Annotated in this window: 25 protein-coding genes and 1 pseudogene; 12 read left to right on the top strand and 14 right to left on the bottom strand. The window is 49.1% G+C overall.

Annotated elements, in window-relative coordinates:
• Positions 1-61 precede the first annotated feature (61 nt).
• Together rpsO and QP339_RS01840 are read right to left on the bottom strand one after the other, a co-directional pair.
• On the bottom strand, positions 62-331 hold the full coding sequence (gene rpsO, locus QP339_RS01845) for a 30S ribosomal protein S15 (protein ID WP_067972344.1): 270 nt from the start codon (positions 329-331) through the stop codon (positions 62-64).
• Between the two features lie 155 nt (positions 332-486).
• On the bottom strand, positions 487-1,365 hold the full coding sequence (locus QP339_RS01840; RefSeq protein WP_284910167.1) for a DegV family protein: 879 nt from the start codon (positions 1,363-1,365) through the stop codon (positions 487-489).
• A 139-nt stretch (positions 1,366-1,504) separates the two neighbouring features.
• Between QP339_RS01840 and QP339_RS01835 the strand changes: the two genes are divergently transcribed.
• Positions 1,505-2,149 carry a phosphatase PAP2 family protein gene (locus QP339_RS01835; RefSeq protein WP_284910166.1) on the top strand — a complete coding sequence of 215 codons (645 nt, stop codon included), beginning with the start codon at positions 1,505-1,507 and terminating at the stop codon, positions 2,147-2,149.
• A gap of 984 nt (positions 2,150-3,133) precedes the next feature.
• Here the strand turns inward: QP339_RS01835 and uvrB are convergent.
• Positions 3,134-5,131 carry an excinuclease ABC subunit UvrB gene (gene uvrB, locus QP339_RS01830; RefSeq protein ID WP_284910319.1) on the bottom strand — a complete coding sequence of 666 codons (1,998 nt, stop codon included), beginning with the start codon at positions 5,129-5,131 and terminating at the stop codon, positions 3,134-3,136.
• 185 nt (positions 5,132-5,316) lie between these two features.
• Here uvrB and rpsT point away from each other — a divergent pair, with 185 nt between their 5' ends.
• Positions 5,317-5,571 carry a 30S ribosomal protein S20 gene (gene rpsT, locus QP339_RS01825; RefSeq protein ID WP_070619377.1) on the top strand — a complete coding sequence of 85 codons (255 nt, stop codon included), beginning with the start codon at positions 5,317-5,319 and terminating at the stop codon, positions 5,569-5,571.
• A gap of 544 nt (positions 5,572-6,115) precedes the next feature.
• Here rpsT and holA read toward each other — a convergent pair.
• The 5 genes and pseudogenes from holA to rsmD all read right to left on the bottom strand — a co-directional run.
• Positions 6,116-7,135 (bottom strand): DNA polymerase III subunit delta, encoded by a 1,020-nt coding sequence (holA, locus tag QP339_RS01820; protein ID WP_284910165.1) that lies wholly within the window; start codon positions 7,133-7,135, stop codon positions 6,116-6,118.
• A 3-nt stretch (positions 7,136-7,138) separates the two neighbouring features.
• A complete protein-coding gene (locus tag QP339_RS01815; RefSeq protein WP_284910164.1) occupies positions 7,139-8,842 on the bottom strand; it encodes a DNA internalization-related competence protein ComEC/Rec2 in 1,704 nt (567 codons plus the stop codon).
• Positions 8,820-9,476, bottom strand: a complete 657-nt coding sequence (locus QP339_RS01810) for a DUF4131 domain-containing protein (RefSeq protein ID WP_284910163.1) — start codon at positions 9,474-9,476, stop codon at positions 8,820-8,822. Before QP339_RS01810 ends, QP339_RS01815 begins: the two co-directional genes overlap by 23 nt.
• Before the next feature lies 1 nt (position 9,477).
• Positions 9,478-10,191 (bottom strand): helix-hairpin-helix domain-containing protein, encoded by a 714-nt coding sequence (locus QP339_RS01805; RefSeq protein ID WP_284910161.1) that lies wholly within the window; start codon positions 10,189-10,191, stop codon positions 9,478-9,480.
• Between the two features lie 886 nt (positions 10,192-11,077).
• Positions 11,078-11,641: pseudogene (gene rsmD, locus QP339_RS01800) on the bottom strand (16S rRNA (guanine(966)-N(2))-methyltransferase RsmD); the annotation flags it as partial.
• 143 nt (positions 11,642-11,784) lie between these two features.
• Here rsmD and QP339_RS01795 point away from each other — a divergent pair.
• Positions 11,785-12,516, top strand: a complete 732-nt coding sequence (locus QP339_RS01795) for a gamma-glutamyl-gamma-aminobutyrate hydrolase family protein (RefSeq protein ID WP_284910159.1) — start codon at positions 11,785-11,787, stop codon at positions 12,514-12,516.
• Between the two features lie 736 nt (positions 12,517-13,252).
• On the opposite strand, the gene QP339_RS01790 is transcribed toward QP339_RS01795, so the two are convergent.
• From QP339_RS01790 to QP339_RS01770, 5 genes are all read right to left on the bottom strand, one after another.
• A complete protein-coding gene (locus QP339_RS01790) occupies positions 13,253-15,739 on the bottom strand; it encodes an FAD-dependent oxidoreductase (RefSeq protein ID WP_284910158.1) in 2,487 nt (828 codons plus the stop codon).
• Between the two features lie 2 nt (positions 15,740-15,741).
• Positions 15,742-16,041, bottom strand: a complete 300-nt coding sequence (locus QP339_RS01785; protein WP_070619403.1) for an ArsR/SmtB family transcription factor — start codon at positions 16,039-16,041, stop codon at positions 15,742-15,744.
• Positions 16,042-16,295: 254 nt separating this feature from the next.
• Positions 16,296-17,141, bottom strand: coding sequence for an LPXTG cell wall anchor domain-containing protein (locus tag QP339_RS01780; protein WP_284910157.1), 846 nt, complete (start codon positions 17,139-17,141; stop codon positions 16,296-16,298).
• A gap of 272 nt (positions 17,142-17,413) precedes the next feature.
• Positions 17,414-18,808, bottom strand: a complete 1,395-nt coding sequence (locus QP339_RS01775; RefSeq protein WP_284910156.1) for a DUF5633 domain-containing protein — start codon at positions 18,806-18,808, stop codon at positions 17,414-17,416.
• 185 nt (positions 18,809-18,993) lie between these two features.
• Positions 18,994-20,304 (bottom strand): LPXTG cell wall anchor domain-containing protein, encoded by a 1,311-nt coding sequence (locus tag QP339_RS01770; protein WP_284910155.1) that lies wholly within the window; start codon positions 20,302-20,304, stop codon positions 18,994-18,996.
• Between the two features lie 658 nt (positions 20,305-20,962).
• On the opposite strand from QP339_RS01770, the gene QP339_RS01765 reads away from it, so the two are divergent.
• The 9 genes from QP339_RS01765 to QP339_RS01725 all read left to right on the top strand — a co-directional run bounded on the left by QP339_RS01765 (position 20,963) and on the right by QP339_RS01725 (position 25,637).
• Complete coding sequence (locus QP339_RS01765; protein WP_284910154.1) at positions 20,963-21,205, top strand: helix-turn-helix domain-containing protein; 243 nt, start codon at positions 20,963-20,965, stop codon at positions 21,203-21,205.
• 62 nt (positions 21,206-21,267) lie between these two features.
• The gene (locus tag QP339_RS01760; RefSeq protein WP_284910153.1) at positions 21,268-21,612 is read left to right on the top strand and encodes a helix-turn-helix domain-containing protein; all 345 of its coding nucleotides are present in this window, start codon (positions 21,268-21,270) and stop codon (positions 21,610-21,612) included.
• A 196-nt stretch (positions 21,613-21,808) separates the two neighbouring features.
• Positions 21,809-22,294 (top strand): hypothetical protein, encoded by a 486-nt coding sequence (locus QP339_RS01755; protein ID WP_070619422.1) that lies wholly within the window; start codon positions 21,809-21,811, stop codon positions 22,292-22,294.
• A 951-nt stretch (positions 22,295-23,245) separates the two neighbouring features.
• Positions 23,246-23,749, top strand: coding sequence for a sigma-70 family RNA polymerase sigma factor (locus QP339_RS01750; RefSeq protein WP_284910151.1), 504 nt, complete (start codon positions 23,246-23,248; stop codon positions 23,747-23,749).
• Between the two features lie 66 nt (positions 23,750-23,815).
• Complete coding sequence (locus QP339_RS01745; RefSeq protein WP_070619431.1) at positions 23,816-24,013, top strand: DUF1659 domain-containing protein; 198 nt, start codon at positions 23,816-23,818, stop codon at positions 24,011-24,013.
• Positions 24,014-24,036: 23 nt separating this feature from the next.
• Positions 24,037-24,291 (top strand): DUF2922 domain-containing protein, encoded by a 255-nt coding sequence (locus tag QP339_RS01740; RefSeq protein ID WP_284910150.1) that lies wholly within the window; start codon positions 24,037-24,039, stop codon positions 24,289-24,291.
• Between the two features lie 62 nt (positions 24,292-24,353).
• Positions 24,354-24,620, top strand: a complete 267-nt coding sequence (locus tag QP339_RS01735; protein ID WP_070619436.1) for a hypothetical protein — start codon at positions 24,354-24,356, stop codon at positions 24,618-24,620.
• A complete protein-coding gene (locus tag QP339_RS01730; protein WP_284910149.1) occupies positions 24,611-24,844 on the top strand; it encodes a phage holin in 234 nt (77 codons plus the stop codon). The genes QP339_RS01735 and QP339_RS01730 overlap by 10 nt, the downstream gene beginning before the upstream one ends.
• On the top strand, positions 24,819-25,637 hold the full coding sequence (locus QP339_RS01725) for a CHAP domain-containing protein (protein WP_284910148.1): 819 nt from the start codon (positions 24,819-24,821) through the stop codon (positions 25,635-25,637). Before QP339_RS01730 ends, QP339_RS01725 begins: the two co-directional genes overlap by 26 nt.
• Before the next feature lie 76 nt (positions 25,638-25,713).
• On the opposite strand, the gene QP339_RS01720 is transcribed toward QP339_RS01725, so the two are convergent.
• Positions 25,714-26,601 (bottom strand): hypothetical protein, encoded by an 888-nt coding sequence (locus QP339_RS01720; RefSeq protein WP_284910147.1) that lies wholly within the window; start codon positions 26,599-26,601, stop codon positions 25,714-25,716.
• Positions 26,602-26,969: the final 368 nt, after the last annotated feature.

The following is a 26,969-nucleotide window of genomic DNA, read 5'->3' as shown; positions in this document are numbered from 1 at the left end:
TCATTTTTCTTAATAAAAAGGCGAGATCCAATTGCTCGAATCTCGCTTTTTTGACATCGAATTAGCGACGTAAACCTAAGCTTTGGATCAAGTTACGGTAACGGGTAACGTCCTTGTTACGTAAATAAGCTAATAAGTTACGACGGTGACCAATCTTCTTCATCAAACCACGGTAAGAATGATGGTCTTTCTTATGAGTTTGGGCATGGGCGTTCAGCGCATTGATTTCTGCGGTAAGTACAGCGATTTGTACTTCTGGGCTCCCAGTATCCCCTTCATGCGTTGCATATTTTTCGATAATTTGTGTTTTTTCTTCTTTTGAAATTGCCATTTTGACAACACCTCTTTCTATATTTTTGCCTAGAACTGAGTCGATCGTCGGTGACTCGCAAAGACTAAGTACTAGGTCATGCCATGACGGCACTCTCCAAAGTATACGCCCAAAAGGCTCAGAATGCAAGGGAAAATGCCTTAAATATTTCTAAACTAATCCTCTAATGGGCGGTGCTTGGCCAGGGTCCCCATGCCGATCGAGCCCTTGCCGCCGTGGGTCCCCAAAACAGGGGTCAGATAGCCGATCATACAATCTAGGTCCGGATGCTGGCCGTGGATAGCTGCCTTAAATTCCTCCGCCTCTTCCGGCACTCCCCCATGGGCAAAGGCCAAGCGGATGCCTTGAGGATAGGCCGCGATGGCTTCGTCCAGCAGTTTCTGGTAGGCTTGGATGACCTTCTTCTTGGTCCGCACTTTGTCGTAGAGGACAACTTCCCCTGCCGCATTGAAGTAGGCCACCACATTGATCCGGAGCAGGCTGCCCAGCTTGGCGGTCAGTAAGGAAGCCCGTCCCCCTTTAACGAAGGTCTTGAGGTCTGGAATCACCACATAGATCCGAGAATTATCGCCAATCCACTGGAGCTCTTCGGCCAGGCGGTCAGCCGGCCAACCCGCTTCAACCATCTCTAGGCCCTCAAGCAAGATGTGCTGCATCTGGAAAGAGGTCCCCTTGGAATCAATATAATAAGTCTTGAAGTCATCAGCGAATTCCTCCAGCACCATCCGCGCCGTCTTCAGAGTCCCGCTGATCTTACTGGAGAGGAAGATGGCGAAGACCGTATGATAGCCGCCCGCAATAATCTCCTGGGCCCGCTGGTAGAAGGTCAGGGGCTCTGGCTGCGAGGTCTGGGGCAGTTCAGGCGAAGCGTCCAGGTAGTCGTAGAAGGCTTGGGCTGCCTCGGGTTCAGCAGTGTCCGCAAATTCCTTGCCATCCGGAAAGCGCATCGACAAGTCCACTTGAAAGACATTGTCCCGGTTCCTCAAGTCATCCGGCAAACTAGCTGTACTATCAATGATAAATGCTGCTTTCATCCCGTCACTCCATTTCTTATTCTTACCATTCATTGTAGCAAAGAAATTTTGCCCTGTCTGTTCTCAGCCCTCTTAAAAAAGACTTTATTTTTCTTTAAATTCGCGTAAAATAAAGGTATTGCATTAATGGAGGAAAATCATGAAAACAAACTACCTGTGGGCCGCTGGACTGGCTAGCCTGCCCTTTTTAATCATTCTTTGCCTTGTTGCAACGGGCAACTCCGCCCTCTTGGCCCTGGACCAGGCGGTGAATACGGCCCTCTACGGCGGCCACTACCCCCTCTTGGTCCCCATCATCCGCGCCTTCACCTATCTGGGCGACAACTACCTGCAGCTGATCTTCATCGCTCTCTTGGGAATCTGGCTGGTCTACAAGAGAGAAAAACAATTGGCCATCTGGCTCCTGCTGACCGACTTCCTGACCATCTCCGGCATCAACCAGCTGGTCAAGTTCCTGATTGAACGGCCGCGTCCCGACCTCTTCGACCATCTCATCCTGGTCGGCGGCTACTCCTTCCCCAGCGGCCACTCCATGGGCTCGGTCGTCTTCTACGGCAGCCTGGCCCTGACCCTGGTCTACCTCTGGCCTAGACACTTCAAGCACCCCGCCCTCCTCTACTCTTTAGTGGGCCTCCTCTCCCTAGCTTTGGCCTGGTCGCGCATCTTCCTCGGCGTCCACTACTTCTCCGACACCCTGGCTGGATTATCGCTCGGACTCGCCTGCCTCATCCTCGCCAAAGCCACCATGGACCGTTGGGTGGATGAGCGGCCACAAGTTCAATAATAAACGAAAGCAGGCCGGGTGCCTGCTTTTCCTTTTGATTTTGGGTGGAATCGGAGAGTGGAGAGCGGCCGGCCCACAATTAAACCGCCTAAGTGTGGATTGGCGACCCCCTACACCCAATCAAAGGGGCCAAGTGTGGGTTGCCATTCGCCAACACCCAATCGAAGGGGCCGATTGTGGGTTAATGATCCCCAACCCACAATTGAAAGGGACGAATGTGGATTGCCATTTCCCAATACACACTTAAAAGGCCCGAGTGTGGCTTGGCAAGCCCCTCTCCTAATAAAAGCACAAAACCAGATCCTACACAGTTCAGGATCTGGTTTTCTAATTTTTTATAAGGGATATTTTTATCGCAGCAGACAATATCGATAAGACCACAACATCGCTTTACCAACACCCCATAATATTAAAAGAGATATTTTGATAGTACTATTCAATGTTGATTTAAAAATAACTTGCAATATTGATAGGAGCAGGAGTGGAGCCTTGAAAGTGATCGTTAGCCATGAAAAAGCAAGCAAAGCGAATTACGTATCGTAGGCAGAAGCCGTACGATACGTTTGAAGCTTGCTAGGTGAGGGACCTTGGCCCGAGCCGGTGCTATGCTTTAGCCGTTGGAGCGCAAGCGACTTACGGATAAAGTACAAGACGGCTTCAGCCGTGTTGATCCTTTAAACCTTTAACGATCACTTTCAAGAGCGCAACGGATGCTCCTTAATACAATTCCAAAAATTACACCCTGTAGTCGGGTTCGGTCGCGCAGAAGTGGCTCCTCTTCACAAAATCCCGTCGAAGTCTTTCAGACTTCTTCGGTCTTTTGCTCCAGAGGTCCACTTCTAACCGCGCGCTCTCACACCCTGTCTAGTCAGGTTCGCAAAGGCAGAAGCTTCTCCACTTCACACGATCGAAACGTGCAAGCAGAGCTCGCCCTTTTTCGTTCGTGCTCCAGTGGTAAGCTTCTAAACGCCTTTGCTCACACCCTTATTTAATCTTAAACTCAGCCTTCAATTCCATCAAAACATCACGCAGCTCTGCGGCGCGTTCGAACTCCAGGTCCTTGGCCGCTTGTCGCATTTCCATTTCCAGGTTGTGGAGGGCTTCTTCTTTCTCATTGCGCTTGAGGGCGCGGATGCTTTCGGTGAGGGATTCGGATTCTTCGGCCAGGTTGACGTCCGAGGTAATGCGGATGGAATCGTGGATGTCCTTCTTGATGGTTTGCGGGGTGATGCCGTGCTCCTTGTTGTAGGCCTGCTGGATTTTCCGCCGGCGGGCCGTTTCGTCCATGGCATAGCGCATGGAACCGGTGATGTGGTCGGCGTACATGATCACATGACCCGAGCTGTTCCGCGCCGCCCGGCCAATGGTCTGGATAAGCGAGCGCTCGTTACGCAGGAAGCCTTCCTTGTCCGCGTCCAGGATGGCCACCAGGGAGACTTCCGGCACGTCGATCCCCTCCCGCAAGAGGTTGATCCCGACCAGGACATCGAAGACACCCAGGCGCAGGTCGCGGATAATCTCCGTCCGCTCCAGGGTCTTGATATCCGAGTGGAGGTACTTGACCCGGATGCCGATCTCTTCCAGGTAGTCGGTCAGGTCTTCGGACATCTGCTTGGTCAGAGTCGTGATAAAGACCCGCTCTTCCTTGTCCACCCGTTCGTTGATCTCGCTGACCAGGTCATCGATCTGTCCCTTGATCGGACGGACTTCAACTTGAGGATCGAGCAGGCCGGTGGGTCGGATGATCTGTTCGACCACTTCACCATCCGCCAGGTCCACTTCATAGTCGCCCGGTGTCGCGGACACATAGATGGCCTGGTTGACCTTCTTCTCGAATTCCTCCAGCTTGAGGGGCCGGTTGTCCAGGGCACTGGGCAGGCGGAAACCATAGTCAATCAGTTGCTGCTTGCGGGCCCGGTCCCCATTGTACATCCCGCGCACCTGGGGCATGGTCATATGGGACTCGTCCACCATGAGCAACCAGTCGTCCGGGAAAAAGTCCAGCAAGGTATAGGGCGCCTCGCCCGGCTGGCGGCCATCCATGTGCCGGGAATAGTTCTCAATCCCATTACAATAGCCCATCTCCAGGAGCATCTCAATATCATAGCGGGTCCGCTGCTCCAGGCGCTGGGCCTCCAAGAGCTTATTGTCCGCTTCCAATTCCTTAAGCCGCTCATCAAGTTCTGCCTCAATGGTCTGCACGGCGCGGAGGATCTGTTCCTGGTTAGCGACGAAGTGGGTCGCTGGGAAGATGGGATAGTGCTTGACATCATTTTTTACTTCGCCGGTCAAGACATCCACCTCACGGATCCGGTCGATCTCATCACCGAAGAACTCCACCCGGATGGCCGAAGAATCGCGGGAGGCCAGGAAGACCTCCACCACATCCCCGCGCACCCGGAAGGTCCCCCGCTGGAAGTCAAAATCATTGCGCTCAAACTGCATATCGACCAGCTGGCGCATGAAGTCATTGCGGTCGATTTCCTGGCCCTCCCGGATAGAGAGCACATGGTCCCGGTATTCTTCCGGATTCACCAAACCATAGATACAAGACACCGAGGCCACAATCACCACATCGCGCCGCTCCAAGAGAGCTGAGGTGGCCGAGTGGCGGAGCTTGTCGATCTCATCATTGACCGAGGCCGACTTTTCGATATAAGAGTCGCTAGACGGCACATAGGCTTCCGGCTGGTAGTAGTCATAGTAAGAGACAAAATATTCCACGGCATTGTTGGGGAAAAATTCCTTCAACTCCCCGTAGAGCTGGCCAGCCAGGGTCTTATTGTGGGCCAAAACCAGGGTGGGCCGGTTGGTTTGGGCAATCACATTGGCCATGGTGAAGGTCTTCCCAGTCCCTGTCCCCCCTAAGAGGACTTGGGCCTGGTCGCCATTTTCCACCCCGGCAACTAGTTGCTTAATAGCTTCTGGTTGGTCCCCGTTCGGTTCATAGGGGGCCACCAGGTCAAATTTTTGATCCAACATTTGTGTTTTATTATCCATGCACGATCCACTCCATTCCCCCCCTATTCTATCATTTTAAGCTGTGTGGGGCCACTTTGGCGGACCAGGATAAATTTCTTTTCCCCTTGCATCTGGTGAAAATATTCGATATAATATTTCTGTTAGTGACTCATCACTTGAAATCTATCACAGAAAGAGGTGCTCTCATGCCACAAATTCAATCAGCAATCAAGCGTGTACGCCAAGAAGAAAAACGTACTGCTCAAAACGGTCAAAAATTAAGCAAGATGCGTACAGCGATGAAGAAATTCGAACAAGCTGCTGAAGCTGGTGCCGACAACGCCCAAGACTTATTCGTTCAAGCTTCAAAAGAACTTGACCAAGCAGCTGGCAAGAACTTAATTCACAGCAACAAAGCAGCTCGTGAAAAATCACGTCTCGCTAAAAAATTAAACAAATAATGATTTGATGAAACTAGCCGATCGGAATGATCGGCTGTTTTTTTGTTTCCCTCCATATCGCGTTGATGAGCATCCGTTCCGCGTTGATCTTGGTCCGTTATACAGCCACGGCACCGGCTCGAGCCAAGGTCTCTCGCCTAGCGATTCTCAAACGGCTCGTACGGCTTTCGCCTACGATCCGTAATTCGCTTCACTTGCTTATACGTGGCTAACGACCAAGATCAACGCTCCACTCCTGCTCATGAGTGAATAGCAAAATATTTCTTAATGGTTATTTATTGCAATTTGTAATTATGAGCTAGTAAAAAATCATTTGTATAAGGACTGCGCTGTGAGTATAGCTTATGCTTTTGAATTTGGGCCTTGAATGTTTATTGGTAGTTGTGCAGGGACCGTGCTAGTGAGCTGCTATCTACTTTTGGGGCTCGCGAATGCAAATTGGCGACTTGCGAACGGCATCCCTACCCGCACAATTTGTAAACACAAAACACCGCGCTAACTTCCCCCCTCTCCAGCGAGAAAGTTAGCGCGGTGTTTTTCATTATTAGCCGCAAAAGCGCAGGATAAACCATTCGATGCCGAGGTCTTGGTCGACCCGGCCAGTTTTGATCCGGTAGTCGAGGTCGACCAGGGCCAGGTAGGCTTGGATCAGGCGGTCGCCGGGGTAGGCGGCGGCTTGTTTGCCGGCCATCTTGATCCGGTAGGGGTGGGCAGACAGGGCCTTGGCCATGGAGCCCTGGTCGTAGCCCATGCACTGGAATTGGTTGATCTGGCAATATAAACGGAAGTTGGACATGAGGAGGGCCAGGATGGCGATGGGCGACTGCTTGTCAGCGATCAAGTTACGGTAGAGGCTGAGTGCCGCTTCCGCTTGGCCGCGCATCAGGTAGTCGGTCAAATGAAAGATGTCGTCATCAATGGAAGGTTCAACCAGGAGGCGGACATCCTGGGCGGTGATCCGGTCCGCGTCAGCTGTGAAGAGCTGGAGCTTAGCCATCTCATCCATGGTCCGGCTGAGCTTATAATCGGTCCGCTCGAGGAAGAGCTTGACGGCATCCCGGTCCATGGCCTGGTCCAGCTGGGAGACATAGCCCTCCAGATAGCGGGCCACCTGGTCGGGTTTCATCTCGCCCACATCCACCAGGCTGGCTGCTTTTTTCAATTCTTTCACGACCTTCTTGCGGTTGTCCAGTTTCTCATAGGGGGCCTCAATCACGAGAACGACTTCTTCAGCGGGATGGTCCAGGTAGGCCAGGAGCTCGTCCGGGTCCTGCTTGACCGCCCCCTTGCTCTTGTCCCCGGTCAAAAAGCTGGGGTGGCTGAGCCAGATAATCCGCGTCTCTTGGAAAAAGGAAATAGTATTGGCTTCCAGCATGGCGTCCGACAAGGCCTGTTCTTGGAGGTCGAAGTGGACAAAGTTAAAGGCATTGACGTCCCCAGCGAGGACCGAATCAACCAGGGTTTCACGAAAGCGGTCCACCAAATAATTTTCCTGGCCGAGCAGGAGGTAGACCGGGTCCCACTTGCCTGCTTTGATCTTTTGGAGCTGTTTTTGAATTTCCACGCGTCATTCCCCTTCTTCTAATTGGATCGTCCTTTCTATTGTAGCGGATTTTGAGCTAAAAATATAGTGGATGCCCCCCATTTGGTCCGTCCGCCAGACCTGACTGCCCACCGTTTCCAAGTCGGCCAGGACCCGGGGGCTGGGATGGCCGTAGCGGTTGTTCTGGCCCACCGAAATCACCGCATGCCGGGGCTGTAATTTAGCCAAGACGTCAGCCGGTGAGGAATGGTCCGAGCCATGGTGGGCGACCTTGAGATAGTCCAGGTCCCGCCCCTGGACACGCTGGGCCATGGCTTCCTCTGCCTGGCCTTCTGTGTCTCCGGTGAAAAGAAAGGAATGCCCGTAGAGCTCCGCCCAGATGACCAGGGAATCTTCATTGTCCCCCTCCCCTAGCTGGTCGGGCTGGATGATGTCAAAAGTCGCCTGGCGTCCCAGTCGAAGCCGGTCGCCGGTCCGCAGCCAGACCCAACCTTGCCGGGTCAAACCCTGCCAGTCCGCCAAGACCGCCTCATCCTGGGCCAGGCCAATCGGTAGGTAGAGCTTATCCACCGGTATCTTCTCACAAATCTCCGCCAAGGACCCATAGTGGTCATAGTCAGAGTGGCTGATAAAGATCCCGTTCAAGTGGCGGACCCCTTCCGCCCGGAGCGCTGGCAGGATGTCCCGGCTGGCCACCGTAGATGTCTGCCGGCGAACCTGCCAGGGCTCGCGGTCAAAAAATTGGGGCTGGCTCCCCGCATCGATCAAGTAGTTGCCCTGGTCAAAGGGCAGGCGGACCAAGAGGCAGTCCCCCTGACCGATCGCCAGCGCCGACACCTGTCCCTGGACCTTGAGATTGGGCCAGAGGTAGATGACTAAGAGCAGGCTCAATAAAGAGAGGCCGGCCTTGCGCCTGATCCGACCCTCTTGGAGGCTGGCAAAGACCGCCAACAAGGCCAGACTATAGAGAAAGAAGAGCCAGGCTGGCAAGTGACCGGTGACCCAGGTCAGCCCCTGCCATTGGCTCAGGGCCAGGGAGATTTTTTCAAGGAGATGGAGGGACTGGCCCAGGAGCGTCTGGAAGCCGAGGAAGAAATTGGCGAGACCTAGAGCGTGGAGAACCAGGAGGATGAGGAGGACCGGTATAAGGAAACTTGAAAAGAGGAGGCTGTAGAAGTAATTCACCACCAGCGAGATCCAGGAAAAGACATGGTTCTGGGCCAGGAGGAAGGGCAGGCTGACCAGGGAGCAGGCCAGGGACCGGGCCAGCTCGCGGAGAATCGGTCGGGAAGTCAGACGGCGTATCCCCCCATCCAAAAGAAGGAGGGTCGTAGCCAGGACAAAAGACAGCTGGAAGCCCAGGGAGAAGAGGGCAAAGGGCTTGAGCCAAAGCAAAATGATGAGGGCCCAGGCCGTTCCCTCCAGGCTAGACGGCGGGCGTCCCAAAGCCCGGCAGAGGACCTGGTAGAGGTAGACTCCGATGGCCCGGACCATCCCATAAGGCCAGGCCAAAAGCGTCCCGTAGACCAGGAGGAGGACCAGGGCCAGGCCGTCAAAATAATCGACCAGGCCGCCCAGGCGGAGGTAGACATAGCGGCAGTGCTTGAGTAGGAAGTTCACATGGAAACCACTCAGAGAAAAGAGGTGGATCATGCCGATGGTCTGGTAGGAGTCCATGGCCCCCGGGTCGATCCACTGGCTGTCGTTAAAAAAAGAGGGCCAGGACATAGGCCCGGACCTGGTCATTGGCCAACCGGGCTAGAGCTTGGCGGACTCCGACCTGGGTCTCAGCCAGACGTGCCTGCCAGCCCCCCTGGACGGAAACGGGCCGCATGTCTTCCAGGTCAGCCAGGTAAAAAATCCCCTGGCGCTCTAAATAAGCCCGGTAGTTGAAGAGATAGCGGTTGCGGTTGGGCTGGGGCCGGCTGAGTTCGCCCCTGACCTGCCAAGTCAGGGCCTGGTCCAAGCCCTCAAAAGTCGCCTTCTCCTCTTCTGATCCCAAGCGGTAAAAGGCCTGGATCCGCTCGGTCTGTCCCTCTTCTAAGACCAAATCGCCCTGGAATTTGACCTGGTCCCCATCCACCTGTAGGGTCGCTAGGTCCATGGCCAGCGTCCCTTCAAAATCCCCCACCGCCAAGAGGGAAGCCTGACCAGCCCGTATCCAGGAAAAGTAGGCCAAGCAGACCCCTACTAGGACCAGAGTGCTTCGAAAATAGCGGGGCTCTTTTAAAGAGAATAGTCGAAGCACCAGGATGACCAGGCCAGCACCGGCCCAAAGCGAGGGGGCTAGAACCAGGCAGGCTGCCAGTAAAACAACCAGGGCCCAGCTAACAATATGGTAGGATTTTAACTGGTCCAGCATCCTAGTCCACCGTCAAGTGGGGGCGGAGCTTGTCCAGGGTCTTCTCGCCGATGCCGGAAACTTGGGCCAGATCGTCCACCGTCTGGAAGGGGCCGTTCGCCTCCCGGTGGGCAATGATATCCGCCGCCTTCTTCTCCCCCACCCCGGACAGGGTCTGGAGCTCGGCACTGTCTGCCGTGTTCAGGTTGACCTGGTCGCCGGGTGTTTGAGCTTGGTCCCCCTGGCTGGATCCGGACTGTCCCCCTCCTGTCTGGACCGCCAGCTTTAAGTGGTCCGGGACCTCCTCCCCTTCTTTAGGGATATAGACCAGCATCTGGTCCTCCAGGCGCTGGGCGAAGTTGACCTGGTCCTGGTCCGCTTCGGGCAAGAAGCCGCCCGCCAGCATGACCGCATCGTAGACCCGCATGCCCGCCTCCACCTGGTAGAGCTTGGGTTCCTTGACCGCGCCCTTGACGTCTACGTAGAGGGTTTCTTCGACAGGCGTTTGTGAGCTCCCCGCGTTCGATTCATCCGGAATGGAAGCTGCCTGGGCCGCCTCCAGATCGACCGATTCCGCCACCGGCACTTCCTCCACCACTTCAGCCGCCTCATTGCCTGCCAAAAAACGCCCCAGGAAAAAGCCCAAGAGGCAAATGCCGAGCAGTCCGCCTAGTAGGTAGCGGCCATAGTCGCGCAGGATAGCTTCCAGGGATAATTCTTTCCAACGATTCCACATCTTAATCACCTCATAGATATATAAACGTTGGAGGGGGAAAATTCATCAAGTGATTTTAATCTTTTAAAAGAACTTTTCTGTAAATGGAAGTTGTGCTGGTGAGCATGCGTTGCGCTTCGAGTTTGATCGTTAAATCTTGGAGGACCAAGAACGGCTTTCGCCGTTTTGTACTATATCCGTAAGTCGCTAACGCTCCAACGGCTATAGCAGTACCGGTTCGGGCCAAGGTCTCTCACCTAGCGAGCTTCAAAGTTAGAGTGCGACAAAAGTCGGTTAAGTCTGAACCACTGGAGCAAAATCTAGGCGAGCCTTTAGCAAGGCTCTTCTAGATTTTGTGAAGTGGAGTCAGGGTTGACTTTTGGAGCAGGTTTGGGCTAGTAACGGCTTGCGCCGACTATCCCTAATTCACATCGCTTGCTTATTCATGGCTAACTATCAAACTCGAGCTCCACTCCTGCTCACCACATGAATACTAAAAGTTATTTATATTATGCAATAAAATCAATGATGGATTCTTTTGGAAGAGGAAGAAAAAACAAAACTTCCGCTGGCTTGGAAATTTCTACTTACATCATTTTCGCCGTATTGGAAATGGATAGTTTTAAACACGAGCCTTGTTTGAAAGTTAGGACCTTCAAGCCCAAAAATTCAAGCCTGCTAATTTTCAACTTCGACGAGTTGACAGCAAAAAAGGCTGGGATAGGGATCCCAAGCCTTTTGCTATCTTCTACAATTATTAAATTAACAATGAATGGTACTATCTTAACGCGGTAAGCTCATTAATTTTGCAGCGAAGCGGAACACATGCTCACCGTTCATCCCATTAATTTTACACCGAAGCGGAACGAATGCTCATCAGCACCATCCATTTTCATCCATTTCAACCCTACACTCTATAGCGGTAAGTGACCAGCCGGGTGATCCCCATGGTGACATCCTGCCAGCGCTCCAATTGTCCGATGACTTCCGGCAGGTCGTCTTCCTTGCCCAGTTCGCAGAGGATGATGGCGTCGTCGGCGAGGCAGTCCAGCTCTTGGAATTCTTCTAGGATTTCCAGTAATTTTTGACCCTCATAGGGTGGGTCGAGGAGGACCAGGTCGAACTGGAGGCCTTTTTCCCGAGCCAACAGGTTCTTGAGCCCGTGCCGGTTGTCTCCGCGCAGGAGTTCATAGCGGTCGGTCAGGCGGAGGGTTTCAACATTATCCCGGATGGTCGCTTGGGCCTTGCGATTGTTCTCGAAGGCATAGATTTTTTCGATCCCCCGTGATAGGGCCTCGATACCAAGGGCCCCCGAGCCTGCGTAGAAGTCCAGTCCAATTCCGCCATCGAAATATGGCCCGATGCGGTTGAACATAGATTCCTTGATCTTATCCGTTGTCGGACGGGTGTTCTTGCCCGGTACCGCCTTGAGTCGTTGGCCACCCATTTCCCCTGCAATCACTCGCATGTCAAAATTCCCCCTTTTGAATCAATCAGTCTCCTTCAAATTCTAACCGAAAAACGCCCCGGCGTAAAGCGGCCTAGCTTGAATTTTCGCTCATTTAATCATATAATAAGCCACAACTGTTTTTCATTTGGAAAGGATGACGACACATGTCCAAACCTATCATTGGCATCCCAATGAACCGGCTGACGAGTGATGACGAGCACTACACCGGCCTGCCGATTTTTTATACACATGAGGGCTTTCCCAAGGGCTTGATCAAGGCTGGCGGGACGCCGATCTTCTTCCCCCTGACCCAAAAAGCGGAAACGGAATATTACCTGGACCTGGTCGATGCCGTCATCTTCACGGGCGGCCAGGACCTGTCGCCCCACCTCTACGGCGAGGAACCGGGCTTCAAGCTCCAGAACATCTCCCATGAGCGGGATATCTTCGAGATGGCGGTCTTCCACTCAGCCTGGAAGCGTAAACTGCCTATCCTTGGCGTCTGCCGGGGCATGCAGCTCATGAATGTCAGCCTGGGCGGGTCCCTCTACCAGGACCTGAGCGAGAACCCCGACGTCCGCATCCAGCACGTGCAAAAGTCGGCCACCAACATCGCCACCCACAGCATCCGCGTCAAGGCCAACTCCTGGATCAGCCAATCCTACTTCGACGGCGACCTGGTCAACTCCTACCACCACCAAGGCGTCAAAAAAGTCGCCGACGCCCTCCAAGCCACCGCCTGGAGCCCAGACGGCGTCGTCGAAGCCATCGAAGCCAAAGACGACGACCACTTCGCAGTCGGCGTCCAATTCCACCCCGAATGGCACCACGCCCACGGACCCTCTGAGGACTTCTTTAAGGGCTTTATTGATACCATTAAAGAGCTGAAGAAATAACAATGATCATCCAATGCTGCTTGCGAGCATGCGTTGCGCTTCGAGTTTGATCGTTAAAAAGCCATGGCACCGGCTCGAGCCTCGGTCTCTCACCTAACGAGACTCAAACGGAGAGTAAGGCTTGCACCAACTCTCCCTAATTCGCTTCGTTTGCTTGGTCATGGCTAACGATCAAACTCGAGCTCCACTCCTGCTCGAAGATAATTAGTAGACCTATGCTTATTGTGCGATTATTTCCAAGATATCAATAAAAATTCGAGCAGACTGCATTCAAAATAAAATCTACTGATTAACAAGCTAGCAAGGCGGCCCTGCCTTGCTAGCTTTTTCCTTATAGGGAAGGGAGATTTAGATGGGCAACTTGCGAATGGAGGCTGGGTTTGCAAGTAGGATTGGGGCTACTTGCTAATGAGAGCTCCGTTCGCAAGTAGAACACTGGCTACTTGCTAATGAGACCTCCCTTTGCAAGTAGAGCGCCACCAACTTGCGAATAAGCCCCTCCTTTGCAAGTACACCACCACTGCCAAAGCCCAACCCCTCCTCCTTCCACCCAAATTCACAAAAAAAGATAAGAGCTGGAGCCCCAACACACAATATTGGCCGCTAAGTGGGGATTGGCACACCCCTATCCACAATTAAACCGCCAAACTGTGGCTCGCCGGACCAAAAGCTCCCCCACAATCCAAAAAAACAGGAGGCCCAGTTCTTCAACTGAGCTTCCTGCTTTTTCTAGATTCTAGATAAAGAGGTTCATATTGGAATTATCATTGTCTTCCAACATCGAGGCAACACCGCCAACTTCTACGCCATCGATTAATTCTTCCTTGGTTAATCCCATGACATCCATGGACATCTGGCAGGCGGTGAGTTTGACGCCCATGTCTTGTGCTTGCTGGATCAACTCTTCCAGGGAACTCACACCCTTCTTATCCATGACACCACGGATCATCTTGGCGCCCGCGCCGCCGAAGTTCATTTGTGAGAGTTTCAGCTTCTTAGAAGAGGAAGGCATCATCTTGGAGAACATGCGTGACATGAAGTCTTTCTCTACCTTAGGCGCATCTTCCTTACGCAGGATAGATAAGCCCCAGAAGGTGAAGAACATATTGACTTGGTTACCCATAGCTGCTGCCCCTGTAGCGATGATGAAGGAAGCAATCGCCTTATCCAAGTCACCGTCAAAGATGATCATGGTTTTCTCTTTTTTGACAGGATTGGCTGGGCTTGCTGAGCTCGTTTCTACTGGGTCTAGCTTAGCACCATTCTTCTGCAACTTCGCCGTGTACTGGCCCTTAGAAGAGCCTGAATCAAGCAAGGTGTGCCCAGTATTATTGGCCCAAGACTTGATATCCTTGGCAAAGCCGGGGTCAGTAGCCGTGACATCGAGAATATCGCCATCTTTGAGGGCTTCCATCTTAGAAGAGACTTGGACAATGGGCCCAGGGCAGGAGAGACCACAGACATCGAGGACCTCTACATGCTGGTCAGCGGCTGGCTTTGGGTCAACCACCTCCTCAGCTTGGTCAGCGGCCTCTTCTTGGGAAACTCCCTTACGATCTTGATCATCAGCTGACTCGTCATCTTGGGTGTCTTGGTAGGTGCGATAACCGCCAATTATATTGCGGACCTTGAAGCCATTCTGCTTAAGTATGCGTTCTGAGATATAGCCACGAACGCCGACCGCACAGTAGACCGCGTACTGTTTGTCCTTATCAAGCTCATCTAGACGATTCCGAAGTTGGGTCAGGGGCATGGACTTGGCTTGGCCAACCATACCGGCTATCTGTTCGACATTTTCCCGGACATCGAGCACTGTGTAGTCATCCGGATGGGCAGCCACTTCTTCAAAACGAACCGGGTCCGTTAAACCTTCCAAGATATTGCTTGCCACATAACCTGCGAAGTTGACCGGATCCTTAGCACTAGAATAAGGTGGGGCATAGGCCAATTCTAAGTCAGCTAAGTCATAAACTGACCCCTTGAAGTGGATGCTGGTTGCAATGGTGTCAATCCGTTTATCGACCCCTTCAAAACCAACCGCCTGAGCCCCTAAGACCTTACCATCCTTAGCAAAAACAAGCTTAAGGGTCATTGGGGTCGCTCCAGGATAATAGCCGGCATGGGACATAGGGTGGACTAAGGCGATGAAATAGTCTTCCTCATAGGTCCAGCCTTGTTTCTTTAAGGTCTTTTCATTCGCTCCGACAGAAGCCACGGTTAAGTCAAAGACCTTAGCCACGGAAGTCCCCATGGTGCCAGGATAAGCTTTGGCTTCTAAACCTAAAATGTTCGAAGCAACAGACCGGCCTTGCTTATTGGCGGGGCCAGCTAAAGGAACCATGCTTTCATTGCCTAAGACATAGTCGCGAACTCCAACCGCATCCCCAACAGCATAAATATTGGCATCTGAAGTCTGACCATATTCATCCACACGAATGCCGCCACGCTCATTCAGGTCGAGACCGGCATCCTTAGCTAATTCGCTATTCGGACGAACGCCAATTGATAGGAGGACCATGTCCGTTTCGAGCGTTTGCCCTGATTGGAGCTTAGCTTCTTTGCCGTCAGCAGTCAGCCCTTCGAAGCCTTCGCCAAGAACAAGCTGGATGCCTTTCTCTTTCAAATGATTCTCAACAAGAACAGCCATATCCTTATCGAGAGGTGGCATCACTTGGTCAGCCATCTCTACTAGAGTCACCTCTAAACCGCGATCAACGAGGTTTTCTGCCATTTCTAGGCCGATAAAGCCACCGCCAACAACCAGCGCGCGCTTGGGGGCTGCCTTCTCAATATAGGCATCAATTTTGTCCACATCCGGAACCGTCCAAAGCGTGAAGACATTCTCATGGTCTAAGCCTTCAATCGGCGGAATGAAGGGATTAGAGCCTGTTGATAATAAGAGTTTATCATAAGATTCTTCATAAGTTTCCCCTGTTTGATGGTCAAGGATCGTAAGCATTTGTCGGTCTTTATCAATATGGGTCGCTTCATTCTCTGTGCGTACATCGATGTTGTACTTCTCTTCGATCGATTCCTTGCTGGAGACGAATAAAGCATCGCGCTGGGCAATGGCACCGCCAATATAATATGGCAGACCGCAATTCGCAAAGCTCACATACTTGCCCTTCTCTAAGAGAATAATCTCCGCATTCTCATCTAAACGTCTCAATCTAGCAATAGCTGTTGCGCCACCCGCAACACCACCAACTACAATAATTTTCATACTTATCTTTCACCTCTCATAATCACATTCACGATTGCAATAACATCTTCCCGTTCACAACGGTAATAAATTTGGTTGCCCAGCTTCGTTGACTCAACAATTCCAAGGTCTCTTAATTTAGACAAATGTTGAGAGAGATTAGACTGGCTAACCCCCATGCAATCATTGATCTGACTAACATTCTTCTCACCATTCTGGATCAACTCATCCAAGACACACAAGCGTATGGGATGTGCCATAGCCTTGATTAATTGAGCTTTCTGGATCATATAAGCCTTATGGGCATCAGTTTTTACTTCCATTTGCTTTCTCCTTCCTGGGCATATTAGTATATTAGTATATCATAATATACTTGTCAACACACTTAGCTAATTTTTTTCTATCGATTAGAAAAAATGACTAGTGCTAGCTTGCAAACAGAGCCTATCGCTACCGGCGCCGAGCCCCAACTCCCCCTTTTCCACCTAAAGCCACAAAAAAAGGCAAGAGCCCAAGCCCTTGCCTATCTCATTCGATCATATTTAACTAGGTGTCATTCAATTTAAAAGGGAAAGACTTATTTGTCTTCTTTCTTCTTACCGAATGCGAAAGCAGTACCAACTGAAGCTAAGGCTAAGCCTAATACAGCAGGAGCTGCAGAAGCTACGGCACCAGTCTTAGGTAAGGTAGATTTAGCTTTCTTAGCTGCTTCTTTCTTACCGTTAGCCTTAACAGCGTCAGCTTTCTTAGCAGCTACTTTCTTGTCAGCGGCTTTCTTAGCGTCAGCTTTGGCGCCAGCAGCTTTCTTGTCGGCAGCTTTTTTATCTTCTACTTTAACGTCCTTCTTAGGATCTGCTTTCTTATCTTCTTTCTTAGCTTCTGCTTTTTTGTCTTCTTTAGCAGCTTTTTCTACGAAGCTGAAAGTTGGGGTCCATTTACCTGAAGCAGTTTGAACAGCATCAACATGGTTGTTAACTTGTGCTAATGCAGTACCTTCTAATTTAGAACGGTCTAACATTGCTTGACCAATTTCGATAGCTTTTTCTTTAGTTTCTGCTTCATATTCGTATGGTGAATAGTTAGGATCTTCAGCTTTAACTTCTTCTTTTTGTTCTACAGCTGGTTTACCAGATACACTTGTAGGAACGCCATCAGCGTCTACAGATTTTTTGAATTGGTTTGAAGCATCAGGAGTTGCAGCAGGTTTATCTGCTGGTTTGTCTGCAGGAGTATCTGCTGGCTTGTCAGCGTTAGTATCTACTGGGTTAACGTCTGCGTTGCCACCAAGAATGATGTTACCGTCTTTGTCAACTGGAGCAGTGTAAGCTGGAGCAGCTTCAGCAACTTGTAAGCTAGTTGCAAATAATGCCCCTGCGGCAGCGGTAGTAGCGACTGATGTTAATAAAACTTTTTTGAAGTTCATAGTTCGACATCCTCTCGAAAGATAAAATTTTTATTCGGTAAAATCGGAAAAAAGCCCGTCTATACCTAACTCAAATCATACCCCATTGTCTATTCTCAGCAAAAGAAAAATCTTCTTAGAAAATTCACATTTGCCGGAAAGCCTGATTTGACACTATTTATCCACTTGTCATTTTTTTCTTTATAGCTGCACAAAAAGGCAAGAGCCTGAGCTCTTGCCTATCTCGTTCGATCATATTTAGCTAAGTGCCATTCGACTTAAAAGGGAGAGACTTATTTGTCTTCTTTCTTCTTACCGAATGCGAAGGCAGTACCAACTGAAGCTAAAGCCAAGCCTAATACAGCAGGAGCTGCAGAAGCTACGGCACCAGTCTTAGGTAAAGTAGTTTTTGCTTTTTTAGCCGCTTCTTTCTTACCGTTAGCTTTAACGGCGTCAGATTTCTTAGCCGCTACTTTCTTATCAGCTGCAACTTCTTTATCTGATTTTTTGTCTTTGTCTTCGCCTTTGGTATTTTTCTTGTCGCCAGATTTGTTATCTTCGGACTTATTACCCTTCTTATCTTCAGATTTGTTATCTTTCTTATCTTCTTGACCAGCTTTTTCTGCTTCATTTGGGCTTAATAAGTAATAGTAATTATCATTTGCCCCTTGAGAAACAGTGAAAGACTTATTAATCTTATCTTCTGCAAGAACTTTCTTAGCAGCTTCTTCTGCTTCTTCTTTTGTCTTAAAGCCGTCGTTTAAGTTTTGCTCTTCAAGTTCTTTAACAGTTTCAGATTTGGTATCTTTTTTATCTTCGGATTGGCTGTCTTTCTTATCTTCTTGGCCAGCTTTTTCTGCTTCATTTGGGCTTAATAAGAAATAGTAATTACTATTTGCTCCTTGAGAAACAGTGAATGATTTGTTTACTTTATCTTCTGCAAGAACTTTCTTGGCAGCTTCTTCTGCTTCTGCCTTAGTTGCAAAGCCTTCACCTGCATTTTGTTCTTTAAGATCTTCAACAGTTACTTCTGATTTTTCAGTATCTGCTGCTTCTGCTTCATTTGGGCTTAAGACGAAATAGTAATTACTATTTGCCCCTTGAGAAACAGTGAATGATTTGTTTACTTCATCTTCTGCAAGAACTTTCTTGGCAGCTTCTTCTGCTTCTGCCTTAGTTGCGAAGCCTTCACCTGCATTTTGTTCTTTTAATGCTTCAACACTTGCTTGGTTGTCTTTAGTGTCCGCTTTCTTAGCAGGTTCATTTGGGCTTAATGAGAAGTAATAGTTACTATTTGCACCTTGAGAAACAGTGAATGATTTGTTCACTTTATCTTCTTTAAGGACTTTCTTAGCAGCTTCTTCTGCTTCTGTTTTTGTCTTAAAGCCTTCGTTTAAATTTTGTTCTTTAAGATCTTGAACAGATTTAGGCTTAGCTTCTTGATTATTTGAAACAGTTGTAGGTACACCGTTTTCATCTAATGATAATTCAAATTGGTTGGATCCGCCTGGTGTTGCTGATTTATCAGCTGGGTTAACATCAGGAGCCCCTCCAAGAATAACATTACCATTTTCATCAACTGGTGTTTCATAAGCTGCAGCTTCTGCAACTTGTAATTGACTTGCAAAAAGTGTCCCCGCAGCAGCGGTAGTCGCAATAGAGCCTAATAAAACTTTTTTGAAGTTCATTATAGACATCCTCCTTTTAATTTTTTCGGCAAGACCGAAAATATGGCTTGCCAGTACCTAGCTCGGTCTATATTTTAACAGCAAAAGAGAAAAAAGGCAATTACCGTAGCAATTGCCTATCTCGTTCGATCATATAATGCTAATGCTAGGGTGGTTTCGCTTCTTATTCAATTTTAGAAAGAAACTTATTTATCTTCTTTCTTCTTACCGAATGCGAATGCAGTACCAACAGAAGCTAGTGCTAAACCTAATACAGCAGGAGCTGCAGAAGCTACCGCACCAGTCTTAGGTAAGGTAGATTTAGCTTTCTTAGCAGCTTCTTTCTTATTGTTAGCTTTAACTGCGTCAGCTTTCTTAGCAGCTACTTTCTTATCTGCAGCAACTTTGTCTGCAGCTTTCTTGTCGCCAGCTTTTTGGCCTTCTACTTTAGAATCTTTTTGGTCTGCTGGTTTTTCACCTTCAGCCTTAGGATCTTGTTGAGCTGCAGCAGCTTGGTTTAAAGGCTTGCCAGTTTCAGGATTTAATGCAGTTGGTTTAACAACTTTACCTGGAACGATTTCAGCAACAGTACCAGCTACAGGTTTCATGTTAGTGTAAACAACATAGATGTCACCGTCAGCCATTGGGTTTGAGCCTGGGAATGCAGCTAATGCTTCATCAACAGTCTTGAACTCATAGCGAACTTTTGGTGATTCTTGTGTGTAAACAACATATTTGCCGTTTTCGAACATTGGTGCGATATCTTGAAAAGCGTTGAATGCTTCTTCACGAGTATCGAACACATATTTTAACTTAGGTGCTTGGTCAGTATATACATAGTATTTACCGTTTTCAGCAAGCGGATCTAAATTAGGGAAGGCATCTGCTGCTTCTTCAACAGATTTGAATTCATATTTAACTAATTGACCCTTGTCTGAGTAAACAACATACTTATCTGTCTTGTTGTCATACATTGGTTTAGCGTTAGGATAAGCGCCTAAAGCATCTTGTAAGGTATCGAAGTAGTGTGGTACGTTTTCATATGAAGTAGTTGGTGCTTCTTTGTTTACTTTAGTAGCGCCAAATGGATCTTCTGCAGAGTTTAATTCAGTACCTTCTTGACGGTTCTTAAATGGTGCTTCTGCATTAGTGAATTCTTCACCTTGAGTACGGCCAGCGAAGGGTGCTTCTGCTGAATTAAATTCTGGTTTCTTAGTTTCTTTTCCTGCAAATGGAGCTTCTTCTTTGCTTAATGGAGCTTTTTCATCTGCTGGAATTTCAACTTTTTCTTCTTTTTTAGTTTCTTCCTTAGGAGTTTCTTCTTTCTTAGTTTCTTCCTTAGGAGCTTCTTCTTTATGGAATTCTTCAAAACGTGTGCCAATTCCACCAGCGCCAAATGGAGCTTCTTCAAGAGTTAATCCTGCTGCTTGTGCAACGTTAGCGTTAGCTGCGAAGAAGGCACCGGCAGCTGCAGTAGTAGCAACTGATGTTAATAAAACTTTTTTCAAGTCTTTCATAGATAATTCCTCCTTGACCTTAGTCAAAATGCTTAGTAACAACTACATCATGTAGAGTTGAAATTCAAAGCTGAATTCTTCCTCTCCCTACACACCCCTATTATAACGTAAACCAACACATTAGTCACACTAAATCATAAAATAATTCATAATTAATTCATAAATTATACTATGAATAAGATCTTGAATGACTAATATTGCTGATTTCAGTCCGAAGGGGAATCCATAATATCAGTTAAACCAATTTTATGTATATTTTGTAGTGTAATACATTACTGATAGAAATGCAACTATATCTTCACTTTTTCTTCACTTTTGTAAGCCTTTGTATCTTTTTGACTCCCAAACTAGTGAAATACACTCCTAAACCGTACGATAAGCATCATTTTTTGAATGCTAGGCATATGTTTTAAAGCATAAATTGTTCATTCACTAAGCTATTACACGATACTGGAGTCCCTCCCCCTAAATAACACCCCATGCTCAAAAAGTGAGCACAAATTATATTTTTTATACATTGCCCCTATTATGACTTGAAAATAATTTCTGGTTTGATATATTTATTTTGAGGCCTCACTTGTGTAACATTTTTGCATTATTTTTCTGTTATTTTGACAATTGAATATTAATTTATGATCAGATGGAGGTTTTTAGTCGTATGAAATTTTCCATTAAGGCCTGCCGGGTGAATAGCGGGCTTTCTGCAGAGAGTGTTGCTGATTATTGTGGCATCCACGTCCAGACCTTGCGCCGTTATGAGCGGGACAGCAGCCAAATGCCCTGTCACATTCTTGAAGCAATGTGCTATCTCTACCAGATGGACAAGGACTATATCTACCTGGGAGATGCCGAGGACCTGGTTGTCACCATCACCAGTCGCCGGGGCGAGCACGTGCTCTAAGTGCGACCTGACCGCAATGATTCAAAATTTACGCAAAGCCTATAGTCAAAGGAGACCATTCGATGATTAAACATATATGCCCCAGCCCCCAGACTTCTTATGTGCGGATTGAGAAGGTCAAGAATTATACGGTTATGGACAATGACTTCCTCCGGCGCTCGGACCTCTCTTGGAAGGCTAAGGGAATCCTCGCCTACCTCCTCACCCTGCCGGACGATTGGGTGATCAAGCTTAAGGAAATCGAAACCCATACCACAGATGGGGCGAGTTCTTTTCGCAAGGGCTGGGCAGAGCTGGTTCAACAGGGTTACATTGAACGTAATCCGATTCGCGATCGGTCCGGCCGCCGGATTAAGTACTGGGAGACCGTCGTCTTCGAAAGGCCCCTCTACCGTTTGGGTCAGTAAATGCGAGTCGGTCTTGATCTTGAAAAGCTAGTCACTAGATTCTCTACTTCTTGATTTTCAACAAGTAGAAAAGCTAGTCAGTAGAGAATCGCAAGCTACTAAGTACTTAGTTACTAACTACGGAGTTACTAAATACGGAGTCTATTAAATACGGAGTTACCAATTAATTCAATTAATTAAAACAAGGAGGCCCCACATGATTGAAGATCTTTTCTTGGTGGACAGCGAAAAATTTATCGAACGCTTACTTTTGGCTCAAACCATCACGCAAATCGAAAATCTTGAAGAAATTATTCTGGCGGACTATCCTACGACGAGTGAACTCGCGCTCGGCCTGGTGGAATGTTTCCATGACCTGGAGACGGCGACCTACCTCCCCCTTATCGAGAAGCGGATTGGGGAAGCCTTCGTCCAGCTCTACACCTTGTCTCGTATGACTCAAATCAAGCTCGAGCTCTCCTACCGCTATGTGGAGGAGCTCTCGGTCAGTCGCGAGCTCGGACTCCTGGTCAAGGGGCTCCGCAACGAAGGCCTGATCTACCACCCCCTCAACCACTTACTCTATGCCTTGTGGGCCATGTCGGAAGCGGTCTTTGATCTCAGCTTCCCAGAGACCATCTACGCCTACGCCAAGGAACTGGCTTTGGATACATCGACAGACTTTCGACCGTCACTCGGCTAGAGCCGTCTCCTTGATGAAACATAGATATTATATATTGCGCAGGTTATCGGCAGGATAACCTGTTTTTATTTGGAAATTTTTACAGGTCAAAATCCGGGGAGGCGAATTGCTTTTGGAAGGCCTGCGTGCACATAGGGAAGTGCTATTTGCCTTCGAAGACCCTATGTGCAAATCGGAAGCTGCTAATTGTCTTCAGAGATCCTGCAGGCAAATCGGAAGCCGCTAATTGTTTTCGAGGAGAGTGAATGCAAATCGGGATCCGGTGGAATACTGAGCGATTGGAGTTGGTCCAAGACACAGTCGAGGACTTCGAGTGGGGCTTTGTCGACAGCAAGCCACACTCAGGAAGTGACAGTGAGGGTTGCCAAAGTCCAGCACACAGTCTGGCCCTCCGAGTGTGGCTTAATGGGATCTAACACACAATCAAGTTCCTCAAGTGGGGCTTGCCCTTGCGCCTTCACACCCTTATGCTCACTTTCGACGCATTTTTGCACAAAAAGACCTAATGCAAAAACCAGCGAGGGACCTTATCATAGAGTTAGAGTTTAATAGCATTGTTTTTTCCATTGAGTGACTAGGTCAAATTGTTATCAGGCAGTGCCATTCTGAGCAGGAGTGGAGCGTTGAAGTTGGTCCTTAGCCATGAAAAAGCAAGCGATGTGAATTAGGGATAGTCGGCGTTAGCCGTTACTAGCCCAAACCTGCTCCAAAAGTCAACCCTGACTCCACTTCACAAAATCTAGGCGAGCCTTTAGCAAGGCTCTTCTAGATTTTGCTCCAGTGGTTCAGGCTTAACCGACTTTTGTCGCACTCTAACTTTGAAGCTTGCTAGGTGAGGGACCTTGGCCCGAACCGGTGCCATGGCTTTTCAAGGACCAACTTCAACAGCGAAACGCATGCTCAGCAGTCCATCACTTTTTACAATTTGACCGACCCAAGAAAGGAGCCCCCATGACCAATTCAACCGCCATTCTCAACCAGTTCACGCCCCTTTTCCACCATGTGCTCGCCAACTTCTCCATTGCGCCCCACCACGCGGACTACGACGACCTGCTCCAGGAACTCCGGCTCAAGGCGCTCAAGGTGGCGGCATCTTTTGACGGTGACCTGCTCGACCAGGACCGCTTCCGCTTCACGGCCTATCTCAAACGCGCCCTGTCCTGGTACTGCCTGGACCTCCTCCGCCGCAAGCCCCAGGACACAAGCTCCTTAGAAGGCCTCCACTACCTCCGAGACGAGGCGCCGCGCCAACATTCACTGGCTGTCCAGGTCTTCCTCTCCCAGGCTAAGACCATCCTCACTGCCAAGGAATTCCAGACTGTCCGCCAGCTCCAGGCCGGCCACTCCCTCGCCAGTATCGCAGAAACTGACGGCGTCTCTCGCCAATCCGTCCACTGCCGGGTCAAGCGCCTGCGGGAGAAGCTCCTCCCCCTAGCCGACATCCTCCGCCCTTGACATCCTTCGCCCGATTCTCGTTCTTAGGGTGTCATGCATGACATCAGAAAAAAGGAGGAAACAAAAATGAAAGTATTCGAAAGCGCCCGCCTGCAGCTCATCGGCTTTGACCAGGAGTCAGGTAAAGACAAGAAGATCCATATCAACAACTTGAAGGAAGGCGTGACCACGGAAGAGGCCACCGCTGTCAAAGACGCCTACGCCAGCCTGTCCGCCTACGACATCTTCGCCGTTGCCGAAGTCGTTACCAATGTGTTTGCCTAAGAGCTTAGAAGGAGGAATATAGCATGCCAGAAATCACGCAAAATCTTGAACTCAACTTCAAGAACAGTTTAGGAAAATCCACCCGCATCACCGTTGCCAAGCCGCGTCTGGATGTCAGTGCGGAAGAAGCCCAAGCGGCTATCGAAGCCATCGCTGGGGCAGACGCCTTTGTGACACCTGAGGGCACCCTGGTCTATGACGAGGCCGTATCCGCCCGCTATGTGACCCGCCAGGTGGATGAGCTCTACGTCGCTGGGGAAGCTGACGCCCAAGCCTAAGTTCCTCGAGTCTGGCCTCGCTGTACGATCAGCGGGGCTATTTTTATAGAAAGGAAAGAGCGATGACCCTTATCGAAATCGGAAGTCTAGCAGGGGCGGTCTTAACCTTGGTCACGCTGATTCGGCGCTTGGTTCGGCTGATTACCGCCATCCATGACCTCATCACTCGGATCGATAGTATTCAGGAGACGCTGGACCGGCAGCTGGAAGCTCGTCAGGAACTCGCCCAGGAAGTTGGTGTCCACAGCTACCAGATCAAGGTCCACCAAGAAGCCATTCAGAAGTTTCAAGAAAGACTCAAAGAAATGGAGGTTGTCACATGTTCTTAGATAATGATTCTTACGACAAGGCCAAGTGGTTGGTCTTGATCTTCCTGCCCGCCCTAGCCGTCTTAATAAAAGGGGTTGGTGAGGTCCTCTACTGGGAGGCTGTTGATGTCTGGATAACGCTAATCAACCTGGGCACGGCCTTCTTGGGGACCATCCTACAGATTTCAAGCCAGCATTATTATGGGGGAGGTGACGGGAATGGTCAGCGCCCAAGATATTCTTAATGGTGCCCGCAAGTATCTGGGTGTTCGCCAGTGGTCGGGTGCACACAAGGCACTGATCGACCGCTACAATGCGGTTCTTCCCCGTCCAGTAGGCTACACCATGACCTATGCCGACGACTGGTGCGATGCCTTTGTGACGGCGGTCAGTGATGAAGTGGGAGCGGGTTCCCTCATCGGCCGGGAGTGCGGCGTCCAGCGACACATCCATCGCTTCACCCAGCTCGGGATCTGGTTAGGTCGGGTCTACCCCAAGCCAGGCGATATCATTACTTTTGATTGGGACGGGGCCGGTTTTGCGGACCATATCGGTTTTGTGGAGAACGTTTCTGGAGGTCAAGTCACTACGATTGAAGGCAATTCGGGGAACATGGTCCGCCGCAATCGCTTCAGGTGGAATGACTGGCGAATCAAGGGCTATGCTAGGCCACGCTATAGTTCGAGTGTTAAGCCTACTGACAAGGACTACCAGCTCGCTAAAGAAGTTCTAGACGCCAAGTGGGGCAACGGGGCTGATAGAGTATACCGCCTCCGGAATGCTGGCCACAATCCATCGACCGTCCAGCAGGCTGTCAATGAATTAGTCAAGTTGCGTGACGCTCGAGAGATCACCATCGCCAAGCACGCCAGCCACTGGCAGACTGGCGAGCGCATCCATCCCAAGGTACTCGGTAAGACCTATAAGGTAGTTGGTGAGAAGGCCGTCAAGCAGAGCCGCAGTCGGAAAGCCTATCTCTTGGCCAGTCCAGGGGTCTACCTGGGTTGGTTGCTTGAGCAGGATCTAGCAACACCATAATTAAGAAAAAATCCAACGCATGGCCTTCAGTGAAGCTCTGCGTTGGATTTTCTTGTATTAAAATGGATAGAATGTTTTATTTATTTTCGTCGCGTTTAGCTGTGTCGACATAGTACAGAACATAACCAGTACTTTGTAAGTTTTCAGGCTCCCCAGCCCAAACAAATTCAGATGTAGCTTCCCCATTAGGTTTTAGATGACTAACATCATACATTACCAGGGAGTCCCCTGATTGTTTCTTATCTTTGAAATAAAAGTCAGCGGATTTAATATATTGGCCTAAGTTATTTTTGGCTTTTAAACTAATGACTACATCATCAGGTCTCTCCTTAAATAACTCATAGCTAATTTCATCAGTCGTCGCAACATGAGGAACCTTCCCATCTTCAGCATCCTCTACATTCGTATAGAACATATCTCCCATTTCAACTGCTTGATGAATTTCCTCATTTTCGCCAGTTGTCATATAACCTTGATAAGTTCGACTTTCGCCAGGCTCAAGGTAAGCAACATAGCCCTTGTCAAGAATATTTCCAGTTTCCAGCTCTTCGAAGCTTTGTCCGAAACCTGCTTCATTCGTCTGTTCTGAAGTAATTTCTCCATATTCATCTTCAACCCCCCGTGTCGTATAGAATTCGACTGGGAAACTCACGGTAAAATCACTATTGTTCGTCACAGTGAATGACGTATCCCATAGTGAACCATTTGGCTGCACCCGATAGTCATCTGGGTTCCGTTTAGATTCTTCAATTTTAAGATCTGATAGCTCAATTTGTTCTTTAATCTTGTCAACATCATCCTCTGTTACTTCCTTCTGGTCAGACTTTGAATTGGTCACTAATTCCTGTCCACCAGCTTGATCATCACCTTGTCCTTGACTCGCACCTTCCTCAGTATTCGAACAAGCAGCCAGCATGGATAGGGTCAACACGCTTAAGCCAAGATACTTTATTGATTTCTTCATATCAATTTCTCCAATCTATTTTATTATGTTTAAATATACTTTAACATATAAAATATCTTAGAAAACCGATCACTCTCAAACGGTATAACAGTACTCCTGAACAGCAGGATATAGCTAAAGTCTAGGGTCAGAATTCCATTCCTGACCCCTAGGTAATAGGGAATATTTATCTTTACGTGCACTCTATACTCGCCCTTTAAAACTAGTTTCTACTATATTAGTGACATATTATATCAGTTACAATAATAAAGTAGCTGCCTTGCCTTATCCAACTCCAAATGATAAGAGAAGCAAGCGACTTTTTCATCTTCTTTAACAGATCATGGCATCCGTAATTCTTTCTCTATTTTTGTAAAAGACTTATTATA

The sequence above is a fragment of the Aerococcus sp. UMB7834 genome (genome assembly GCF_030215145.1).
In the GTDB taxonomy this organism is placed as follows: Bacteria; Bacillota; Bacilli; order Lactobacillales; family Aerococcaceae; genus Aerococcus.
Note: the sequence above shows the minus strand (reverse complement) of the source record. Positions and strands in the feature narration are given on the sequence as shown.

Bases quoted from the DNA above. Each gene is read 5' to 3' on its own strand.
- rpsO (WP_067972344.1), bottom strand. From the start codon at position 331: ATGGCAATTTCAAAAGAAGAAAAAACACAAATTATCGAAAAATATGCA.
- QP339_RS01840 (WP_284910167.1), bottom strand. From the start codon at position 1,365: ATGAAAGCAGCATTTATCATTGATAGTACAGCTAGTTTGCCGGATGAC.
- QP339_RS01835 (WP_284910166.1), top strand. From the start codon at position 1,505: ATGAAAACAAACTACCTGTGGGCCGCTGGACTGGCTAGCCTGCCCTTT.
- uvrB (WP_284910319.1), bottom strand. From the start codon at position 5,131: ATGTTGGATCAAAAATTTGACCTGGTGGCCCCCTATGAACCGAACGGG.
- rpsT (WP_070619377.1), top strand. From the start codon at position 5,317: ATGCCACAAATTCAATCAGCAATCAAGCGTGTACGCCAAGAAGAAAAA.
- QP339_RS01815 (WP_284910164.1), bottom strand. From the start codon at position 8,842: ATGTCCTGGCCCTCTTTTTTTAACGACAGCCAGTGGATCGACCCGGGG.
- QP339_RS01810 (WP_284910163.1), bottom strand. From the start codon at position 9,476: ATGCTGGACCAGTTAAAATCCTACCATATTGTTAGCTGGGCCCTGGTT.
- QP339_RS01805 (WP_284910161.1), bottom strand. From the start codon at position 10,191: ATGTGGAATCGTTGGAAAGAATTATCCCTGGAAGCTATCCTGCGCGAC.
- QP339_RS01795 (WP_284910159.1), top strand. From the start codon at position 11,785: ATGTCCAAACCTATCATTGGCATCCCAATGAACCGGCTGACGAGTGAT.
- QP339_RS01790 (WP_284910158.1), bottom strand. From the start codon at position 15,739: ATGAAAATTATTGTAGTTGGTGGTGTTGCGGGTGGCGCAACAGCTATT.
- QP339_RS01785 (WP_070619403.1), bottom strand. From the start codon at position 16,041: ATGGAAGTAAAAACTGATGCCCATAAGGCTTATATGATCCAGAAAGCT.
- QP339_RS01780 (WP_284910157.1), bottom strand. From the start codon at position 17,141: ATGAACTTCAAAAAAGTTTTATTAACATCAGTCGCTACTACCGCTGCC.
- QP339_RS01775 (WP_284910156.1), bottom strand. From the start codon at position 18,808: ATGAACTTCAAAAAAGTTTTATTAGGCTCTATTGCGACTACCGCTGCT.
- QP339_RS01770 (WP_284910155.1), bottom strand. From the start codon at position 20,304: ATGAAAGACTTGAAAAAAGTTTTATTAACATCAGTTGCTACTACTGCA.
- QP339_RS01765 (WP_284910154.1), top strand. From the start codon at position 20,963: ATGAAATTTTCCATTAAGGCCTGCCGGGTGAATAGCGGGCTTTCTGCA.
- QP339_RS01760 (WP_284910153.1), top strand. From the start codon at position 21,268: ATGATTAAACATATATGCCCCAGCCCCCAGACTTCTTATGTGCGGATT.
- QP339_RS01755 (WP_070619422.1), top strand. From the start codon at position 21,809: ATGATTGAAGATCTTTTCTTGGTGGACAGCGAAAAATTTATCGAACGC.
- QP339_RS01750 (WP_284910151.1), top strand. From the start codon at position 23,246: ATGACCAATTCAACCGCCATTCTCAACCAGTTCACGCCCCTTTTCCAC.
- QP339_RS01745 (WP_070619431.1), top strand. From the start codon at position 23,816: ATGAAAGTATTCGAAAGCGCCCGCCTGCAGCTCATCGGCTTTGACCAG.
- QP339_RS01740 (WP_284910150.1), top strand. From the start codon at position 24,037: ATGCCAGAAATCACGCAAAATCTTGAACTCAACTTCAAGAACAGTTTA.
- QP339_RS01735 (WP_070619436.1), top strand. From the start codon at position 24,354: ATGACCCTTATCGAAATCGGAAGTCTAGCAGGGGCGGTCTTAACCTTG.
- QP339_RS01730 (WP_284910149.1), top strand. From the start codon at position 24,611: ATGTTCTTAGATAATGATTCTTACGACAAGGCCAAGTGGTTGGTCTTG.
- QP339_RS01725 (WP_284910148.1), top strand. From the start codon at position 24,819: ATGGTCAGCGCCCAAGATATTCTTAATGGTGCCCGCAAGTATCTGGGT.
- QP339_RS01720 (WP_284910147.1), bottom strand. From the start codon at position 26,601: ATGAAGAAATCAATAAAGTATCTTGGCTTAAGCGTGTTGACCCTATCC.